Source organism: Burkholderia sp. JP2-270 (assembly GCF_003233675.1).
Classification (GTDB): Bacteria; Pseudomonadota; Gammaproteobacteria; order Burkholderiales; family Burkholderiaceae; genus Burkholderia; species Burkholderia pyrrocinia_C.
This window is the reverse complement of the sequence record NZ_CP029826.1, coordinates 97257-118513: the sequence shown is the minus strand read 5'-3', so window position 1 is coordinate 118513 and position 21257 is coordinate 97257. Positions and strand designations below refer to the sequence as shown.

Below are 21257 nucleotides of genomic sequence, written 5' to 3'. Positions count from 1 at the left end.
GAAGGCTCCTTAGAATGCGCTGAGTTCGACGGTGGGCTGGCGCGCTTCGGCGTGCAGCGCGCGTTGTCCCAAGGTCAGGTTCCGGATGCGAACGCCCGGATTGGCAAGCACTTCCCCGATGACGGACGTCAGTTCGTTGGCGAGGCCTTGTACCAGGGCCTCGCTGAACCGCCCGGCGTGATAGACGACGCTGATCGCGAGGCCCTCGGCGCGCGGCTCGGCCAGGAACCAGAAGTCCGTCGCGGCTTCCGGGTCCGCACCCTGCAGGTCGTGGTCCGGCAGCTCGGCAATGCGCACTTGCCCCGCGTAGCGATCGACGGCGCCTTGTCGCTGGTTCTGCAGCGTCAGGCCGATGTCGAAGAGCGGATTGCGTCCCGCAACGCGTTTGATGCGCAGCGCGTCGAGCAGGCGATCCAGCGGATACAGCGGGTGCGAGAACGCTTCGATGGTGGTGTCCCGCACCCGGGTCAGCAGCGTATCGAAACGATCGTCGCCGGAGACGCGATCGCGCAGCGCCAGCACGTTCAGATAGGGGCCGACCTGCGACTCGAGTTCGGGCAGCTCGCGGCCCGCGACCGGCGTGCCGACGACGATGTCCTCCTGGCCGGAACGGCGGTAGAACAGCGCCTTGATCGCGGACAGCAGCGCGATGAACAAGGTCGCGCCGTGGCGCTTGCCGAGCGATTCCAGCGCCGTCGTCTCGGCGGCGGGCAGTTCGAATCGCCAGGATTTCCAGCTCGGCACGGCCGGCTGATCGAGGTCGCCCGGCAGTTCCAGCGAACGCAGGCCGCCGCCCAGCCTGGTCAGCCAGTATTCCTTCATGCGTTCGCCTTCCGGCCCGGCGAGCAGGCGGTTCAGCCAGCCGGCGTAATCCTTGTACTGGATCGGGAGTGCGGGCAACGGATTGTCGCGACGCTGGACAAACGCGTCATAGATCTTCGACAGGTCGTCGAGCAGCACCTCCGTGGACCAGCCGTCGCTCACGATGTGATGCATCGTGCAGATGCAGACGTGACGGACTTCCGAGAGCCTGAGCAGCTTGACGCGGAAGAGCGGACCGGTGGCGAGATCCATCGGCGCGAGCCGTTCGCTCGCATAGATCGACATGGCCTGGGCATCGCGGTCCTCGGCATCCTGCAGATCCACGACCTCGACCGCGAAGGCGGCTTCGCCGGGCGGCAGCACTTGCTGGACCGGCTGATTGCCGGCCAGCACGAAACGCGTGCGCAAGATCTCGTGACGTTCGCTCAACGCGCGGAACGCCCGCACGAGCGCATCCACGTCCAGCACGCCCTCGAACAGCAGGGACGTGGGCACCGGCCCGCCGGCTTGCGCCGCATTGAGGCGATCCTGAACCCACAGCCGCGTCTGGGCGGGAGAGAGTTCGTAATGCACCTGCGCCGGCAGCGGCGTCACCGGCGCGTAATCGATCGGCTGCGTATCGGCGATGCGTTTCGCGAGGCTCGAAATGGTGGGGTGCGAGAACAGGCTGCGGATTTCCAGCTTCGCATGCAGATCGCGACGGATGCGCGCGGCGACCTTCGTCGCGGACAGCGAATTGCCGCCCAGCTCGAAGAAATTGGCGGTCGTGCTGATCCGGGCCTTGCCGAGCACTTCCTGCCAGATCGCCGTCAACTGCGCTTCGAGCGCGTTGACGGGCGCAACGTGGTCCAGGTTGTCGCCGGGTTCGGGCAGCCTGGCGCGATCGAGCTTGCCGTTGGGCAGATGCTCGAACGCGGGCACGACGACGAACGCGGACGGCACCATGTAATCCGGCAGCCGCTGCCGCAGGTGGCCGCGCACCGCTTCGATCAGTTCGGCTTCGGGGTGCGACGAGTGCAGCCATGCGACGAGTCGCGCGCCGTCGTCCGCGCCGCGCAGCGCCACGACGGCGGCGTCGACCAGCGGGTGCGAAGTCAGCGCCGCTTCGATTTCGCCGGGTTCGATGCGCAGGCCGCGCAGCTTGATCTGGTGATCGATGCGGCCGAGGAACTCGATGTTGCCGTCGGGCCGGTAGCGCGCGAGATCGCCGGTGCGGTAGAGGCGTGCGTGCGGGTCGTTGGAGAACGGATCGACGATGAACTTTTCTGCGGTCAGTTCGGGTTCGCCGTGATAGCCGCGGCCGACCGGCGTGCCGCCGATCAGCAGCTCGCCCGCCACGCCGAGCGGCACGGGCTGCAGCTGCGGGTCCACGATGTAGAGGCGGGTGTTGGCGATGGGCCGGCCGATCGGCACGATGCGGTGCGGGTCGTCGCGCCGGCATTCCCATGCGGTCACGTCGACGGCGGCTTCGGTGGGGCCGTAGAGGTTGTACAGCTTGGCGTCCAGGCGCTCGAGGCAACGCTGCTGCAGGTCATAGGGCAGCGCCTCGCCGCTGCATACGACGCGGCGCAGCGACGTGCAGTGCGCGTCGAGCTCCGGATGATCGAGAAAGGCGCGCAGCATCGACGGCACGAAATGGACCGTGGTGATCCGTTCGCGCTCGATGAGTTCGACCAGGTAGTCGGTCTCGCGCTGGCCGCCGGGTCGGGCGAATACGAGGCGCGCGCCGACGCTGAGCGGCCAGAAGAATTCCCAGACCGAGACGTCGAAGCTGAACGGGGTTTTCTGCAGCACGGACTCGTCGGTGCCGAGCGTGTAGGCGTGTTGCATCCACAGGATGCGATTGGTGATGGCGCGATGGGTGTTGAGCGCGCCCTTGGGCCTGCCGGTCGAACCGGAGGTGTAGATCATGTAGGCGAGGTTGTCGCCGCTCAGCGCAGGCGCGGGGTTGGACGCGGGCGCGGCGTCGAGCTCGAGCGTGTCGCGATCGACGACGATCACGCGGGCGTCGGTGCCGGGCAGCGCGGCAAGCAGATGCTGCTGGGTGAGGAGCCAGCGCAACTGGGCGTTGTCGATCATGAAGCGCACACGCTCGGCGGGGTAGTCGGGATCGACGGGGACGTAAGCGCCGCCGGCCTTGAGGATCGCGAGCAGCGCGACGATCATGTCGAGCGAGCGCTCCATGGCCACGCCGACGAGGGAATCGGGAACGACGCCGAGCTCGATGAGCCGATGGGCGAGGCGATTGGCGCGCAGGTTGAGTTCGGCGTAGGTGAGCGAGGCGTCGTCGCAGACGGCGGCGACGGCGTCGGGCGTGCGCTCGACCTGCTGCTCGAACAGCCGATGCAGCGGTTGTGCCGCAGCATCGCCGAAATCCGCTTCGGTCCGGTTCCATTCGACGGTCAGCAGATCCCGCTCCGCATCGCTCGACAACGGCAGCCGGGCAACGGCAGCCGACGCATCGTCCGTGAGACGCATCAGCAAGGTCCGGTAGATGGCGAGGAAACGTTGCGCCGTGCTCGCGTCGAACAGATCGGCGTTGTAGTCGCAATCGATCAGCAGTTCCTGCCCCGCGTCGAGCACGTTGACGTTCAGATCGAACGCGGTATAGCGGATCAGCGGGGCGACCAGACCGACCGTCAGGCCGGGCAGTTCGGGCAGCGCCGACACGGGTTCGAGGTTGAAGACCGCCGATACCAGCGGCGCGGCGTTGAGATCGCGCTGCGCGCCGATTTCGCGGACCAGCTCGGCGAACGGATAATCCTGGTGCTCGAGCGCGTCGAGCAGGTTCTGCCGGGTGCCGGCCAGGAAGCTGGCCACGGTGGCCTGCTCGGGCAGCGTGGAGTGCAGCGGCAGCAGATGCGTGCAGTAGCCGGCGAGGCGATCGCTGCCGGCCACGGAACGGCCGGTCACCGGGATGCCGGTGACGATCTCCTGCTGGCCGGCGATGCGGTGCAGGAACATATTGAAGCCCGCGAGCAGCATCATGTAGAGCGTGCAGCCGTTCTGACGGGCGGCGGCGCGCAGCGACGCGGCCTCCGCCGCGTCCAGATGCAGGGACACGCGCTCGCCGTGAAACGTCTTCACCGCGGGCCGGGGTAGTCCAACGGAAGATTCAGCGGGTCGGCCCGGCGCGCGCATTGCGCGAGCCAGTACGCGCGATTCGCCTTCGTTTCCGGGCTGTGGCGCTGGCCGTCGAGCTGCTTCAGGTACTCGCGGAACTGCAGCGGCGCCGCGGCCGGTGCAGCACCGGCATAAGCGTGGGCCAGATCCTCGAGCAGGATGCCGAACGTCGAGCCGTCACAGATGATGTGATGGGCCGTCATCACCAGCAGGTGACGCTCGCTGTCCAGGCGCACCAGCGCGGCGCGAAACAGCGGACCGTTCACCAGGTCGAACGGCTGGCGACTTTCGTGGTCCCGCCACGCGTCCTGGTCCGTATCGATCAGCGGAATCTGAAGCTTCAGCGACGGATGCACGATCTGGCCCGACCCGTCCGGCGTCAACGTGGTGCGCAGCGCTTCATGCCGATCGACGAGACCCTGGACGGCCGCGCGCATGGCGGCCTCGTCGAGCCGGCCGTTCAGTTCGAGGGTGGTGTTGACGTTGTAGGCCAGCGATCCTTCGGGATCGACTTCCGACAGGATCCACAGCTGGCGCTGCGCTTCGCTCAGCGCGGCCACCGTGCCGTGCTTCGAGTGAGGCCGGATGAAACCGCCCCGGCGCAGGTCGGCGACGCTGTCCTGCACCGCCCGGATGAACCGGTCGATGTCGGCATCCGTATGCGCGGTGGAGAGGAAGCAGGTGCGCCATTCCCAGATGTAGATGCCCTTTTCGAGCATGTGATAGAAGAACAGGTCGAGGTTCTCGGTGAATTCGAAGCGGAACATCGAGCCGAACCACGTCACCTTGATCGGCGCCTCGGCCTCCACGAAGAACGCATTCAACGTCTCGGCGATTTGCGCGGTCCGTTCGTTGAGCACGGCCTGCAGCGCCGGGCCTTCCTGTTCGATCTTCTCCAGCACGGCCAGCGCGGCCGCCATCGCGAGCGGATACTGGCAGAAGGTGCCGCCGAACGCGGTGCGGTCCGCGGCGGGGAACGAGTGGTCGCCGTAGGTCCACATGCCGCCGTCGATGGCGTCCATGAAGCGGCTGGTGCCGGCGATGACGCCCAGCGGCAGGCCGCCGCCGATGATCTTGCCGTACGTCGCGAGATCGGCCCGGATGCCGAACATGGCCTGGGAGCCGCCCGGATGGACGCGGAAGCCGGTGATCATTTCGTCGAAGATCAGCGCGACGCCGGCCTCCTCGGTGATGCGGCGCAGCTCCTTGAGGAACGCGACGGGCTGCAGGGACGGGTTGCGGCTCTGCACCGGCTCCACCATCACGGCGGCGAGGGTCGACGCCATGCCGCGAATGGTTTCGAGCGCGGCTTCGCTGCCGTAGTCGAGCAGGACCATGTTCTCGACCGAGCCGAACGGCACGCCGGGGGCGATGGTTTCCGTCACGCCTTCCGCGTTCGCCGCGGCGAGCGTGCCGTCGGCATGGCCGTGATACGAATGCGTGAACATCACGATCTTGTCGCGCCCGGTCACGGCGCGCGCGAGCCGCATGGCGGTCATGACCGCCTCGGTGCCGGTGTTCGAGAACGCCACGCGATCGAGGCCGGTGACGCGGGCAAAGCGCGCGGCCACTTCGCCGACGAGGCTGGAGCGCGCGCCCAGTTCGAGCGGGCGTTGCCATTCGCGGGTGACCTGCTGCTGGATGAAGTCCGGCGTATGACCGAACAGATGCACGCCGAAGCCCATCGTGAAATCGATGTACTCGTTGCCGTCGATGTCCCACAGCCGCGAACCGGCCGCGCGATCGCCGACGATCGGATACAGCATCTCCTTGGTCGAAAAGCGGAAGCCGACCGTGGCACGGCTGTCGGCCAGCACCGGGCGCGACGCCTGCACCGAGTCCTTCGATTTCCGGGTGCGCGTCGTGTAGCGCACGATCAGCGCTTCGAGATGCTCCTGCTGCACGGCGGACAAGCCGCGCGCCCGCTGTTCGACCGGGCTGCCCCACGGCATCATCGGCTTGGGAGGCCGATCGTCCGCCGCGGCCGCAGCTGCAGGCGCGGGCTTCGTTGCGGGCGCGGCGGCCGGGACCGCGATCGCGGCCGTGGGTGCGACGCTCGCCGTGCTCGCGGCGGCTCGCGCGGCGACCGCCGTCGGCCGCACGCCGGCCTGGCCGGTCAGCGACGTGCGCAGCAGTTCCATCTGCTGGCTCATCACGTGGGACAGCAGTTGATTCTGCTCCCGCAACACGCGCTCGACCGTGGAGCCGCCTTCGACCGCCACCCATTCCGCCGGGGCGGTGGCGAGCGGCGCAAGCATCTCCGCGGATGGCGCGACCGCGGCCGCCGCCGTGGACGGTCCCGCGACGGACTCGGCCTCGGACGGCGCGGCGGCCGCCGGCAGATTGTCCGCGACATACTCGGCGAGCGCCTGCACCGTCGCCAGGTCTTCGAAGAAGCGGCGCATGGCCAGCTTCACGCCGTACTGCTTCTCGATGTGCCGGATGGCCTCGATCAGCACGATCGAGTCGGCACCCATCTCCAGGAACGGCAGGTCGATGTTGATGGTGGCGGGATCGGCCTGGATCAATTCGCCGATCTTGCCGCGGAGCCATTCGAGAACCTCGCCGCTACGGTTGTGCGTCGGCGTTGCGGCGATGGGTGATGCGCTTGTCTGAGTCATGGACGTGTCCGCTTTCTGGAACCAGGTACGGCTGCGTTGGAAGGGATAGGACGGCAATGCGACGCGCGTGGGCGCGGGTGTTTCGGTCGAGGCCCAATCGACATCGACGCCGCGGGCATACAGGCTCGACAGCGTTTCGATCAGCGCTTGCTGCTCGACTTGCGGCCGCTGCAGGCCAAGGGACTGGATCCCGGCGTCCGGCGCACAGCACGCGCGGGCCAGGTTCACGAGCACCGGCTTGGGGCCGATTTCGACCAGCAGGTTGAAACCGGCTTCGGCGAGGCGCTCGACGCTGCTCGCGAACTGCACCGGCTCCCGGCAGTGACGGCGCCAGTAGTCGTCGGTGGGCGCCTCGTCCATCACGGCGCCCGTCAGATTGGAATAGAACGGGATTGCCGGGCGCGCGACGGGCACGGCTTTCGCGACGGCCTGGAAGCCGTCCAGCATCGGCTCGACCAGCGGCGAGTGGAACGCGTGCGACGTATTGAGCAGCACGGACCGGATGTCCCGCGCAGCGAACGCGTCGACCAGCATCGCGATACGCTCGCGCCTGCCGGAGATCACGATGCTCGCCGGACCGTTGACGGCCGCCACCGCGACATCGTGCGGATAGGCCTCGATCGCGCGCTCGACCGTGGCGAGGTCGGTGAAAATGGCCGCCATCTCGCCGTCGCGGGGCAACGCCTGCATCAGCCGGCCGCGTTCGGCGATCAGCCGCAGGCCGTCTTCCGGCGAGAAGACGCCGGCTGCGCAAGCCGCCGCGTACTCGCCGACGCTGTGGCCCATCACGGCGTCGGGCACCACGCCGAACGACGCCAGCAACGTGGTGAGCGCGAACTGCAGCGAGAACAGGGCCGGCTGGCTGTAGCCGGTCTGGTGGATATCGTCGTTCTGGGCCGACAGCACCTCGAGCAACGGTTTGTCGAGCAGCGGATCGGCCACCGCGCGGCAGCGGTCGATGGCGTCGCGGAACACCGGATACGCGTCGTACAGACGGCGGCCCATGCCGGCGTATTGCGAGCCCTGGCCGGTGAACAGGAATGCCATCTTCACGCGGGGGCGGGCTGCGCCGCGCCGGCGGGTTCCTTCGCCTGGAATGCGCGCAGCTTGTCGATGGCGTCCTCGATCGACGTCACCGGCAGCGCCAGCCGATGCGCGAAATGCGAGCGGCCGGTCGCCGCCGAAAACGCCACGGCCGCGATATCGAGACCGGGTTCGGCTTCGAGCCGCCGCTGATAGCGCCCGGCAAGCTCTCGCAATGCCGCCGGCGTCTTGGCCGACAGCACCAGCGGATGCACCTTGTGTTTCGACGGCGTCGCCGCCCGCGCCGGCGCGGGCGCTTCTTCCAGCACCAGGTGGGCATTGGTGCCGCTCGCGCCGAACGCGCTGACGCCGGCTCGCCGTGGCCGCTCGCCGCGCGGCCATGCGCTCGCCTCGGCGCAGATCTCGATCGGCAGCGCGTCCCACTGCACCAGCGGGCTCGGGTGGCGGAAATGCAGGTGGGCGGGAAGGCGGTCGTGGTTCAGCGACAGCACGACCTTGATGACCCCCGCGATGCCGGCGGCGGATTCCGTATGGCCGATGTTGGTTTTCACCGAGCCGACGCGCAGCCGCCGGCCCCCGTCGCGGCCTTCGCCGAACACCGTCGCCAGCGCCTGCACCTCGACGGGATCGCCCAGCGGGGTGCCGGTGCCGTGCGCTTCCACGTAATCGATGGACGCGGCGGGAAGCCCGCCCAGCGCCTGGCGGATGACGGCTTCCTGCGCGCGTCCGTTCGGCGCGGTAAAACCGCTCGACGCGCCGTCGTGGTTGACGGCCGAGCCACGCAGCACGGCCAGCACGCGATCGCCCGCGGCGAGCGCATCGGACAGGCGCTTGAGCACCAGCGCGCCGCAGCCTTCGCTGCGCACGAAGCCGTCCGCCGCCGCGTCGAAGGTCTTGCAGCGTCCGTCCGGCGCCAGCGCCCGCGTGCGCGAGACGGCGATGGAGTTGTCCGGCGACAGGATCAGATTGACGCCGCCCGCAATCGCGAGATCGCATTCGCCGCTTCGGAGATTCTGGCTGGCGGTATGGATCGCGGTGAGCGACGACGAGCAGGCGGTGTCGATCGCCATGCTCGGCCCCTGCACGCCCAGTCCATAGGAGATGCGGCCGGCCGCCGTGTTGAGCGGATTACCGGTGAAGAAATAGCCGTCGATGCCGCTGCCGCCGCCGTTGCGAAGCTGCAGGTTTGCGTAATCGTTGGTGGTGATGCCGACGAAGACGCCGGTCCGGCTGCCCTTGAGACTGTCGACGGGAATGCCGGCATGCTCCAGCGCTTCGTGACTGACTTCGAGCAACAGGCGCTGCTGCGGGTCCATCGCGGCCGCTTCGCGCGGCGTGATACGGAAAAAGGCCGGATCGAACTGATCGACGTCGTCGAGGAAACCGCCGAAGCGGCAATACATGCGCCCCGGCGCTTCCGGATCCGGATCGTAGTACGCGTCGACATCCCAGCGCTCGCGCGGCACTTCGGAGATCGCATCCACCCCGTCGTTCAGCAGCCGCCAATAGGCGTCGAGATCATGCGCGGCGCCGGGAAACCGGCAACTCATGCCGACGATCGCGATCGGTTCAGGCGTGCCGGCCTCGCGGGCCTCGATGGCCGGCGCGACCGGCCGCGGCTGCGCCGGCACGGCCTGCGTCGGCGCCGCGTGCGCTTGCGGCGCGGTGCCGGACGACTGCTCCGCCAGGAAATTCGCGAGGGCGTTGACCGTCGGATGATCGAACAACAGCGCGACCGACAACGGGATGCCCAGCGCTTTTTCGAGGTGCGTGCGCACGTCCAGCGCCATCAGCGAATCCATGCCCATCTCGAAGAAGCCGAGGTCGCGATCCAGCGTCCCCGCTTCGTAGCCGAGCACCTGGGCAACCGCGCGATCGATGCTGTCCGCCAGCAGGCGCTTTCGCTCGCGCGGCGATGCGTCGCTCAACGCCGGCATCGCCGGCGCGCCTGGCGGGCTTTCGCCCACCCGCACGCGATCGAGGAACGGCTTGGGTCCGCGCGCCTCGTAGGAGCCCTGGAACAGCGCCAGGTCGATATCGACGACCGCCACCTGCGGCACGGCGGGGAGATGATCCAGCACGTCGAGCGCGCGATCCGCCGCCAGCGAACGGATGCCGACACGCCGCAGCAGTGCTTCCGCCTCGGGGAACGTCATGCCGCCTTGCGCCCAGGGTCCCCAGTTCACGCTCAGGGCCGGCAGGCCCCGGCTGCGGCGATGATGCGCGAGCGCGTCGAGGAATCGATTCGCGGCACTGTAGTGCGCCTGCTCGCGCGAACCCCACGCGGACGCGATCGACGAAAACAGGATGAAGAAATCGAGCGGGAAGTGCTCGCTTTGCTGATGGAGCAGCCACGCGCCGGCGACCTTGGGTTGCAGGACCGCGTCGAGCTCCTCGCGCTCGACCTGCATGATCGGCTTGTAGCCGACGACGCCGGCCGCATGCACGATGCCCCGCAGCGGCACGCCGTCGCGCCGGAGCGCGTCGAAAAAATCGGTGACCGCCACCGGGTCGGCGATATCGACGCACTCGCAGCGCAGCGACACGTTCCGCTCACGCAGCTCGGCGATCGCCCGCCGGCTCTCGCCGCTCGCGGCTCCTTGCCGGCCGACCAGGATCAGCGTGCCCGCACCGCGCGCCGCCAGCCACCGGGCGGTGTGCAGCCCGAGCGCGCCGAACCCGCCGGTGATCAGGTAGGCCGCGTCCGGGGCGACCCGCAGCGCGGCCGTTTCGGCTTGCGCGAGCGGGCTCAGGCGCGCGACATGGCGCGCGCCGTGCCGCAACGCCACCTGTTCTTCGCGGCTCTCGCCGAGCATCTCCTGAAGCAGCGCCTGCGTCTCGTCCTCCGGCGCGGCCGGATCGAGATCGATCGCGGTTTCGAACCATTCCGGATGCTCGATCATCGCCCCGCGTGCCAGGCCCGACAGCGCAGCCTGTGCGAACCCCGATACGTGCGGCGCTTCGCCGGCTTCCACCGCGTCGCGCGTGACTACCCGGATCCTGGGCCGGGTCGAAGGCGTCCACTCGCGCTCGCTGCCGACCAGCGCGTGCACGAGATGCAGCAGGGCAGTGGACATGCGCGTCTCGCCGACGGCTTCGTCCAGCGCCCATAGAAAGACGATGCGCTGGCCGGGGGCGGCGGTCTCGTTCAGCAAGCGGACAAAATCGTCCGGCCGCTCCGGCGCGATCTGCCAGCCCGCTTCCGCGCCGGCGCCATGGTCAAGGCCGGGGCGCACCAGCGAGCAGGATGCGCCGCGCTCCCGCAGCAGCGCCGCGAGCCGCTCGCCGACACCGCTCGCGTCCGCGAAGATCAGCCATGGCGACGCGTCGGCGGCGAACCGGGCCGCCGGCAACGCGGCTTGCGGCTCCCACACCACGTGATAGAGCGGTTGTGCGGTCGGGGCGGCGGTTTCGGCGGGGGCGAACGCAGTCCTAAGCAGGTCCGGAAAGGCGTTCAGCACGTCTTCCGAGTATTTGCCTGACGACTTGAGGTGCCGCAACGCTTGGTCGATGCTGCCGGCATCCATGCCGACGATGGGCGAGCGGATCTTCTCCAGGCTGAAGCGCTGCCGCTCGAACGGGTAGTTCGGCAGGGTTGTGGCGGGCTGGGCGGGCGCCGGGAACAGCGCGCTCCAGTCGAACTGCCAGCCCTGCACGTACAGCACCGCGAGTGCGCGCTCCAGTGCATCGCCGGCGCATGGCGGCGGCAGCCAGCCGTCGGCGAGCCCCTCCGGCGCGTGCGGGGCGTTGGCCTGCTCCGACGCCCCGGCAAGCTGCAACCAGTACTGCGGATGCGTCACCTCGTCGGTCACTTCGGCACCGAGACAGCCGGAGATCAGGCGGACCGACGGCCGTGCGAGCGGCGTGTCCTGAAGTGCGGCGCGCAACGCTTCGGCATCCGACCGGGCGGCCACGAGGCGCAGCGCGTCGGCAACGCTCACGACGCCCGCCACGCAGGCCGCGACATATTCGCCGACGCCGTGGCCCGACACGACGGACGGGCGGATGCCCCAGCCCTTCCACAGTTCCGCCCACGCGAACTGGATCGCGAAGCGGCCCGCGTCGGTATCGAGTGCCTCCAGCGGCACCGAGCAACGCGCGAACGCGTCGCGGAACAGCGGTTCCGACGCGTGGAGCTCGCGCGCGACGCCGGTGTCCGGCGCGCCGAACACGAAGCCCATGCGCAACGCCTTGCCCGTGCGCGCCGCTGCCGCCGACGCTTCCCTCACGCCCGACACATAGGCCGCGCGAAACGGATAGTGACTCCGTCCGGTGGCGGCGGCGCGGCAGATGGCGGCCAGCTCCCGCGGCGTCGCGCCGGCGATCGCGCGCTCGTAGCGTTGCGCGAGCGCCGCCAGCGCCGCTTCGGATTTGGCCGACAGCAGCAGCAGCCCGCGCTGCGCCGCGTGCGCTGGCGCGACGGGCGGTTCCTCGACGATCGCGTGGGCATTGGTGCCGCTGAATCCGAACGCGCTCACCCCGGCGATTCGCCTGCGTTCCCCGCGTCGCCACGTGACCGGATCGGCCGCGACGCGGATCGGGATGTCCTGCCACGGCGTATGCGGATTGGGTTGCGTGAAATGCAGGTGCGCCGGAATCCGGTCGTGCTCGAAAGACAGCAGGACCTTGATCAGGCCGGCGATGCCGGAGGCCGATTCCAGATGCCCGATATTGGTCTTGACCGAACCGATCACGAGCGGCTCGGTCGCTGCGCGCCCGGGGCCGTAGACGCCAGCCAGCGCTTCGACCTCGATCGGGTCGCCGAGCGACGTCCCGGTACCGTGGGCCTCGACATAGGAGACGTCGCCGGGCGCGAGGCCGGCCTGGTTCAGTGCGCGGCGGATCACCCGTTCCTGCGAATCGCGGCTCGGAACGGTCAGCCCGCCGCCCGCACCGCCCTGGTCGACCGCCGTGCCGCGCACGATACCGAGCACCCGGTCGCCGTCGGCGAGCGCGTCGGCGAGGCGCTTGAGCACCACCATGCCGCACCCTTCGCCGCGCACATAGCCGTCCGCCGCCGCGTCGAAGGTCTTGCAGCGTCCGTCCGGCGACAGCATGCGCGCTTGCGAGAAACTGACCATCACCTCGGGCGACAGCATCAGGTTGACGCCGCCCGCGAGCGCCATGCTGGTTTCGCGCGAGCGCAGGCTTTCGCAGGCCAGATGCAGACAGACCAGCGACGACGAGCAGGCGGTATCGATCGCCATGCTCGGGCCGGTGAGGCCCAGCACGAACGACAGCCGGCCCGCGGCCATGTTCAGCGCGCTGCCCGTGCCGGCGTAGCTGCTCGACGGCATCGACGCATTGGACACCTGGATCGCATGATCGAAGCAGGTAATGCCGACGTACACGCCGGTGGCGGACTGCCGGAAGCGCTCGGGCGCGAGATGGGCGTTCTCGAGCGCCTCCCAGGCCACTTCGAGCAGGAGCCGTTGCTGCGGATCGAGGTAGGTCGCTTCGCGCGGCGCGATCCCGAAGAACGCCGCGTCGAATTGATCCACACGTTCGAGAAAGGCGCCGTGGCGGGTCGCCATCTTGCCGGGCGTGGCCGGATCGGGGTCGTAATAGCGATCGATGTCCCAGCGTTCGCCCGGCACTTCGGTGACGGCATCGCGCGCGTCATCGAGCAATTGCCAGAACGCGTCCGGCGTATCGCTGCGGCCGGGGAAGCGGCAAGCCATGCCGATGACCGCGATCGGCTCGTTGCGGTCCGAACGCAGCGCCGCGATTTCCGCGCGCCGCAGGCGCAGTTCGTCGAGCGCGGCTTTCAGTGCATGCGTGGCCTTGGCGTTCATTGGGCGCCGATCTCCTGGGCAATCAGTTCGGAAAGATCGTCTTCGTCGAGGTCTTCGGATGCTTCGTCGACGACAGGAGCAGGAAGCGAAGGCGACAGTTCGTTGAGCACGTATTGGGCGAGCGTTTGCAGGTTCGGATAGGAAAAGAACAGCGTCGCGCGAAACGGCCTTCCGAACGCCTTGGTGAGGCGGTCGGTCAGTTCGAGCGCGATCAGCGAATCCAGGCCGAGATCGAGCAGCGATTGCTCGGGCGCAATGGCGTCGGTGCTGGAGAGCCGCAGCGTCTCGGCCAGCATCTTCGCGAGCGTGTCGGTGACGAGTTCGACCCGCTCGCGCGGCGCGCACGCATGCAGTTGGCGCACCAATGCCGTCTCCTGCTGCGCAGGCTGCGCGGCCGGTTGCGCGAGTTCGGAAAACAGCGCCGACCCGGCGGCCGGCGCATCGACCCGGAACAGGGTCGGCCAGTCGATGCGCGCCACCCCGGACTGGGCGACGCCCGACGCCATCAGCCGTTCCAGCGTCGCGATGGCCAGTTCGGGCGGCAGCGTGCCGACGCCGAGTGCGGCCAGTTGTTCGTGCGCGCGCCGTCCGTAGTCGGTGGCGGCATGGCCGATGTCCGCCCACGGCCCCCAATTGACGCTGAGCCCCGGTTTCCCCTGCGCGCGCCGATGCTGCGCGAGGGCGTCGAGGAAGCTGTTCGCCGCCGCGTAGTTGCCCTGGCCCGGCATGGTGATCAGCGCGGCCATCGACGAGAACAGGACGAAATGGTCGAGCGGCAGATCGGCCGTCAGTTCGTGCAGATACCAGGCGCCATCGGCCTTGCCGCTACCGGCGCGATGGAAGAAGTCGTCGTCCTGGCGCGTCAGCAGCGCATCGTCGAGCGCGCCGGCGAGGTGAAAGACCCCCTTGAGCGGCGGCATCGAATGCGCGATTTCACCGAGCGCCTGCGCGACGTCCTCGCGACGCGACAGGTCGGTGCGAACGAACCGCGCGTCGAGCGTCCGCAGGATTTTCTCGGCTGCCGGGGAGGGCGCGCCGCGCCCGAGCAGTACGACTTTGCCGGCGCCGTTGGCGGCGAGCCAGGACGCGAGCCGCAGGCCGAGCCCGCCGAGCCCGCCGGTCACCAGATAGGTCGCGTCATGGTGGAACCTGATCGGACGGTGGCTGACGAATTCGCGATTGTCGCGGGCGATGCGCGCGACGTAGCGCTGTCCGCGGCGAAACGCGATCATGTCTTCACGGCCGCCAGCCTGTACCGCTTGCACGATGTGCGCCGCTGACGGCTGCGCGGGATCGAGGTCGACGAGCCCGCCCCACATCGCCGCATGCTCCACGGCGATCGCGCGGCCCAATCCCCACAGGGGGGCCTGCGCGACGGCGGTCGATTCTCCGTCCAGCACATTCATCGCACCCGACGTCACCAGCCACAGACGCGCCTGCCGGGCTGCCGGTGCGCGTGACGCCAGCGTCCTGACCAGTTGCAGCACGCTCGCGCTGGCACGCCGTCTCGCCGCGACGTCGGCGGGCGCGAGATTGAGACTCCACAGGTGAATGATGCCCTTCAGCGGCCGGTCGAGCGCGGACAGTTCCGGCGTCGCGTCGGCGAAGCGCAGCGTGCACGTATCGCCCACGCTTTCCAGCAGGCCGGACAGTTGCGCGCCGACGCCGCCACGGTCGGCAAGAATCAGCCACTCGCCCTGCGCCGAACCGCCGTTTGCCGCGTCGACGCTCGACGGTCTCCACACGCGCTGATAAAGCAGCGCGGACAAGTCGTGCCGCTCGACGGCTCGCCCGGCGCGCACATGCTGCAACCGCAGCGCATCGATCTCGATCAGCAGTCGCCCGGCGAGGTCATGGACGCGGATATCGCCCTCCAGCGCGCCTTGCCCGCTCGGCTTGCGCAGCGTGGCGTGACTCCACGCATCTGCTGACGACGGCGGCTGATGAACACGTACCGCGCCGATCGAACTGGGCAGGTACAGGTCGCCCGCCTCCAGCGCGTCCGGATCGATAGCGGCGGCGAGCACGCGGCTGCACGCGTCGAGAAAAGCGGGGTGCACCTGGTATTGCGACGATGCCGGCGCGTCCGCCGGCAGGCTGATTTTCCCCAGCGCCTCGCCGGCCGTGCGCCAGATCTGCTGGATTGCGTTGAACACGCCGTCGATCTGCACGCCGTGCTGCCGGATTTCGCCATTGAAGTCGTCGCCCGAAGTCGTTTCGGTGCAGCGGGCCTGCACCGCAGCGGCATCGAATCTCGTTGGCGCGGCGGATCGCCTGGGAGCGCACATCTCCCGGAGTCGACGCAACTGTGGAAGATTGCCGAGGATCAGCTCGACCGGCGGACCGAAATCGAGCAGGCAGGCCACTTCATCCACGCCTATCGACTCGAGATCCCGCACGAGTTCGACGCAGGTTTCCGGCGTGCCGATGAGGCCGCGCGATTGCGCGAAGCGTTCATAGAGAAACTCGACGAACTCGTCCAGTTCGCGCGCGCCCATCGCGCGCACGTCCACCGACTGGCCGCGGCTCTGCGCCAGCCCGTTCAACAGCCCGATATTGCTGCGGATGTAGTTGCAGAACGGCGCACGCGCCTGCTCGCGCACCCGCGCCGCATCGTCGCCGACGAACGTGTGCAGCATCACGGACACGGTGCCGGCCGCCGGATCGAAGCCATGCTTTGCGCGCGCGTCGCGGTAGAGAGCGATCTTGTGCGCGAGCTGGTCCCGATCCTGGTCGAGCACGTGGGTCAGCAGGTTCGCGCCGACTTCACCGGCGCGCACGAAGGTCTGCGGATTGCTCGCGGCAGTCACCCAGACGGGCAGTTCCGGCTGCACCGGCGTCGGATAGATGCGCAACTGCACCGGCTTGCCGACGCCGTTGCGCGCATCCAGCGTACCGCCGCGCCACAGATGCTGGACGGCGCGCATCGTGGTCAGCATGTCGTCCTGCCGGGTCGCGTATTTGTCCGGCGCGAACACGAAGTCGTCCGGATTCCATCCGGACGCGAACGACACGCCCACGCGGCCGTTCGACAGGTTGTCCACCATGGACCATTCTTCCGCGATCCGGATCGGGTTGTGCAGCGCTGCGACCACGCTGCCCGCAACCAGCTTCACGCGTTGGGTGGCAGCGGCAAGCGCGGCGTGCAGGACAGCGGGATTCGGGTACAGCGAACCGAATTCGGTGAAATGGCGCTCCGGCACCCAGACGCTGGAAAACCCGTTCGCATCGGCGAAACGCGCGCTTTCCATCACGAGCTGGTACTTGTTGCCGGACAGCGCCTCTTCACTGCTGGCGAAGAACATCAGGCCGAATTTCATGCGTGGCTCCGATCCGATTCGTGAATTTCGGCACTCGCGCACATCTGCCATGCCGCGGTGGTGCGGGTGTCGTCGATCCGGTGATAGACGGCGAACGAAAACGGTCCCCAGGACTGGCGACTCAGCACGGTCTGCACGGTGCGCGATTCATGCGGATGCAGCGGCAACGGCGCATGCAGTGCGAGGTCCTTCAACGTGCTATGGCTGGCGGCGCCGATTTCCGAAGTTGCTGCCAGCGCCATTTCCACATAGGCGGAATAGGGCAGCACGGGCGATCCCTTGACGCGATGACCGCTGAGAAAGGTGGTTGCCGGAGCGTCAAGACGCGACTGCCAGATCCACGTGGCCGGCGAATGCGCGTACGGCTCCATGAGTCGCCCGAGCAACGGATGCCGAGGCGCGCGTGGACTGATCCAGAAGCCGCGACGCTCGAACGGGTAGGTTGGCAGGGCGAGCCGGCGGCGCGGTGCGTCCTGCTCCACGGCATCCCAGTTGATGGACGCGCCGCGTACGTAGAGATCGGCGAGCGTGTGCAGGATCGTGTCCCACGCGGCCGTGTGCGCGCCGATTTCGATCACGACGCCGTGGTTTCCCGCCGCACCGCCGTCCGGCGTCTGCGGCACGCCCGCCAGCGAGGCTGCGGCGCGATGCCCGTCGCCCGTGCTGCTGACGGCGCCCGGCGTAATGCCGAACGACATCCACAGTTGCGCCAGCGCGCGCTGGAATGCCGTGAAGTCGGCTTCGGCGCAGACGCGCCCGGGCGCGTCGGATTGCCGCTGCATCAGCGCGCCGAAGGCGGGGCTGTCTGAACGCAATTGCCGAACCGCGTCGGCGCTGCCGCCGTCGTCGGCGCAAAAGTGGAAGGTCACCGCAGGCGGTGTCTCGACGGGCTCGCCGGCCGAAACGGCGTCCAGCCGTGAACGCAACGCATCGAGACTCGATGCGACGATGGCCGCTCGCCGCGTGAAGTGGGTGCGCCCGGTATTTGCCGTGAACGCGACATCCCGCACGCGGACCTCGGGATGGGCGTCGAGATACGCCGCATAGGACGCCGCCAGCGCCTGCAACGCTTCGGGCGTGCGCGCGGAGAGCGTCACGACGCGCGCCGCGGGTGCCGCCGGGTCGGCTTCGATCTCCCCGGGCCCTGGCGCTTCGGACAGGATCATGTGCGCATTGGTGCCGCCGAAGCCGAACGAACTCACGCCGGCCATGCGCGGCCCGTGTTCCGAATGCCACGGCGTGACCTGCTGCGGAATACGGAAGGGCGTGCCGTCGAGCGCGATTTGAGGATTGATCGACCGGAAATGGAGGTTCGGCGGAATGGCACGATGGTGTAGCGCAAGGGCGGTCTTGATCAGGCTGGCGATGCCCGCCGCCGACTCCAGATGGCCGATGTTGGTCTTGACCGAACCGATCCAGCAGCGATCGTCCGGCCGACGAGATTCGCCCAGGACCGCCGCCAGCGAGTTCAACTCGATCGGGTCTCCGAGCGGCGTTCCCGTACCGTGTGCTTCGACGAAGCCGATGTCCTGCGCGCGTACGCCGGCATCGTGCAGCGCACTGCGAATCACGGCCTGCTGGGCCGGGCCATTGGGCGCGGTCAGGCCATTGCTGCGTCCATCCTGATTCATCGCCGAGCCGCGGATCACGGCGAACACGGTGTCGCCGTTCTCGAGCGCATCGTCGAGACGCTTGAGCAGCACCATGCCCACGCCTTCGCCGCGCACATAACCGTTGGCTGCCGCATCGAACGCCTTGCATCGGCCGTCCGGCGAAAGCATGCCCGATTGCGTGAAGGAGGCGCTCAATTGCGGCGCCAGAATCAGGTTGACGCCGCCGGCAAGCGCCGCATCGGACTCGCCGCGCTGCAGCGCGCGGCACGCCTGATGAACCGCGACGAGCGACGACGAACACGCGGTATCGACCGCCCAGCTCGGGCCGCGCAAATCGAGCGTGTAGGAAATGCGGTTGGCGGCGACGCTGAGCGCATTGCCGGTCGCGACATAAGGGCCCACATCCGCGACTTCTTCCTGCGCCAGACGGATGTAGTCCGAATTGCTGATGCCCACGATGACCGCGGTGCGTCCGCCGGCGAGACTCCGGGGCGCGATCCCCGCGTGCTCGAGCGTCTCCCAGGCAACCTCGAGAAGCAGACGCTGTTGCGGATCCATCGATTCGGCTTCGCGAGCGCTGATGCCGAAGAACGCCGCATCGAACAGATCGACCTGTTCCAGCAGTCCGGTGGGCGGAAGGTCGCCGGCGCGCTGCTGCGACGCGCCGACCGCGTCCCGGCCCTGCAGCAGAAGCTGCCAGAAAGCGTCGGGGTTACTGGCGCCGGGGAAACGGCATCCCATGCCGACGATGGCGATATCCGCGCGTGCTTCGGCTGAACCGGGCGCCTGGCCCGGCATGGCATTCCCGGTGCCGCTCAAATGGCGCGCCAGCAGGGAAATACTCGGAAAATCGTAGACGACGGTAGGGGAAACCGGCAGCCCGAGCCAGTCCTGCAACTCGCCCGAGAGCATGATGGCGTCCCGCGAATCGAGCCCATAGATGCTGAACGGCGCGTCGAGGTCGATATTGCCGGAGTCGATTCCCGACAGACGCGAAACACGCTCGACGCACCATTGCACCAGCGCTTGCGTGTCGCGTGCCGCTGTCGCGGAGGGTGCGACCTCCGGGGAAAACGAACGCCGCCACTCGCCCGCGATCGCGAGCCCCTGTTCATCGAGGAATGCCTGTCTGATTCGGCTCCTCTGGATTTTTCCGCTGGACGTGCGCAGGATCGTGGCGGGCTTCAACAGGATCGCCGCATACAGATCGACGTCATGCTCTTCGGCGAGCTTGCGCCGGATCTCCGCGGCGACGGCTTCGGCGCTCAGCGTGTTGAGCGCTTCCCGGCGCACTTCGCATGCGATAACGACCCGCTCCACGTTATCGACGCTGATCGAGAAAGCCGCCGACGCGTTGGGCGCCAGCGCGGGGTGGCTTGCTTCGGCGGATTGTTCGAGATCCTGCGGGTAGTGATTGCGGCCGGCGACGATGATGAGGTCTTTCAAACGGCCAGTGACGAAGAGGTTCTCGCCATCGACGAAGCCGAGATCGCCCGTGCGAAGGTAACGCGCGTCATCGCCATCCAGCTTCGCGCGAAAGGTGTGCTCCGTTTCCTCGACGCGGTTCCAGTAGCCGACGCCGACACTCGGGCCCGTCAACCAGATTTCGCCGATCCGGTCGGGCGGGCAGCGCTCACCGGTATCCGGATTCACGATCCGCAGGCGGTGCTCCGCCCAGGTCCGACCGCATGAGACCAGCGCGTGGCGCTTGCCGCGGTCGCTTCTCGTTGCCACGCCTTGCGCGAGGCCGTCGGCGTCGTAGTCCGCCACGAGCGGCAGCGAGCGTGCCGGCTGACCGGAGATGAACAAGGTCGCCTCGGCCATGCCGTAGACCGGGCGCATGGCTTGCGCGTCGAAGCCGCATGCGGCGAATGCGCGCGAAAAACGTGCCACCGACTCCGCGCGCACAGGTTCCGCGCCGTTGAATGCAACCCGCCAGCTGCTCAGATCCAGCTGCGCGCGGGCTTCATCGGATATTTTGCGCGCGCACAGGTCATACGCGAAATCCGGCGCGGCGCAATGCGTGCCGCGATATTTCGTGATTGCCTGCAGCCAGCGGATGGGTTTCTGCACGAATGCCGCGGGTGCCATCAGCACCGACAGCACACCGAGATAGATCGGCAGCAGCACCTTCCCGAAGAAACCCATGTCGTGAAACACCGGGAGCCAGCTGACGAACACCGCCGACGCATCGGCATCGCTCGCCTCCGCGATGACCGCCATATTGCTCAGGATGTTCGCGTGGCTGATCATCACGCCTTTTGGCGTACCGGTGGAGCCTGACGTGTATTGCAGAAGCGCCAGCGTCTGCGGCGTGATTTCCGGTGCGCGCCATTGTTCGGCCGGTGCGTCGAAGCCCTGGTCCGTCGCCAGGATCTTCAGTTCCAGCGTGTCGGAATAGCCGTCCTCGCGATGCACCATGCCGTCGAGCGTGGCTGCGTCGGTCAGCGCGACGACCGGCCGGGCGTCGGCGACGATGGCCTTGAGACGATCCGCGCGACGATGCCTGCGCGGAGGATAGGCAGGCACGCCGATCAGGCCGGCGTACAGGCATCCCACCCACGCGCAGATGAATTCCAGTCCGGGCGGATAGACCAGAAGGACGCGATCGCCCGGTTGCGCCATGCCGTGCAGCCTGGCGGCGATGCCGCGAGCCCGCTTGTCCAGGTCGCCGAACGTGAGTCGAGTCAGTTCCGATTCGCCGTTCTCGAGAAAAATGAATGCCGTCTTATCAGGTTCGACCTTGCCGCGAAATATCAATATTTCCGTAACAGTCCTGAATTTTGTATCGGGAAGCATACTCAACCTTCGTTGTCTGCCAAACGTTGAATTTCTCAGGACCAGTTGCGGCGATCCCGCCAAGCTTGCTTGCTGAATTGGATGGCATTGAAATTAGAGCATCGCTCTAACACGACGTCT

At 68.1% G+C, this 21257-nt stretch carries 3 protein-coding genes and 1 pseudogene; all 4 read right to left on the bottom strand.

What is annotated here, in order from left to right:
* Positions 1-12 precede the first annotated feature (12 nt).
* A pseudogene (locus DM992_RS43580) lies at positions 13-7581 on the bottom strand (aminotransferase class III-fold pyridoxal phosphate-dependent enzyme); the annotation flags it as partial.
* 34 nt (positions 7582-7615) lie between these two features.
* Positions 7616-13291, bottom strand: coding sequence for a type I polyketide synthase (locus tag DM992_RS43055; RefSeq protein WP_239511547.1), 5676 nt, complete (start codon positions 13289-13291; stop codon positions 7616-7618).
* 110 nt (positions 13292-13401) lie between these two features.
* Complete coding sequence (locus tag DM992_RS33350) at positions 13402-16725, bottom strand: type I polyketide synthase (protein ID WP_111020578.1); 3324 nt, start codon at positions 16723-16725, stop codon at positions 13402-13404.
* A complete protein-coding gene (locus DM992_RS33345; RefSeq protein ID WP_111020577.1) occupies positions 16722-21137 on the bottom strand; it encodes a beta-ketoacyl synthase N-terminal-like domain-containing protein in 4416 nt (1471 codons plus the stop codon). The genes DM992_RS33350 and DM992_RS33345 overlap by 4 nt, the downstream gene beginning before the upstream one ends.
* Positions 21138-21257: the final 120 nt, after the last annotated feature.

Coding starts and splice junctions, on each gene's coding strand:
- DM992_RS33350 (WP_111020578.1), bottom strand. CDS start 16,725: ATGAAATTCGGCCTGATGTTCTTCGCCAGCAGTGAAGAGGCGCTGTCC.
- DM992_RS43055 (WP_239511547.1), bottom strand. CDS start 13,291: ATGGCTTGCCGCTTCCCCGGCCGCAGCGATACGCCGGACGCGTTCTGG.
- DM992_RS33345 (WP_111020577.1), bottom strand. CDS start 21,137: ATGCTTCCCGATACAAAATTCAGGACTGTTACGGAAATATTGATATTT.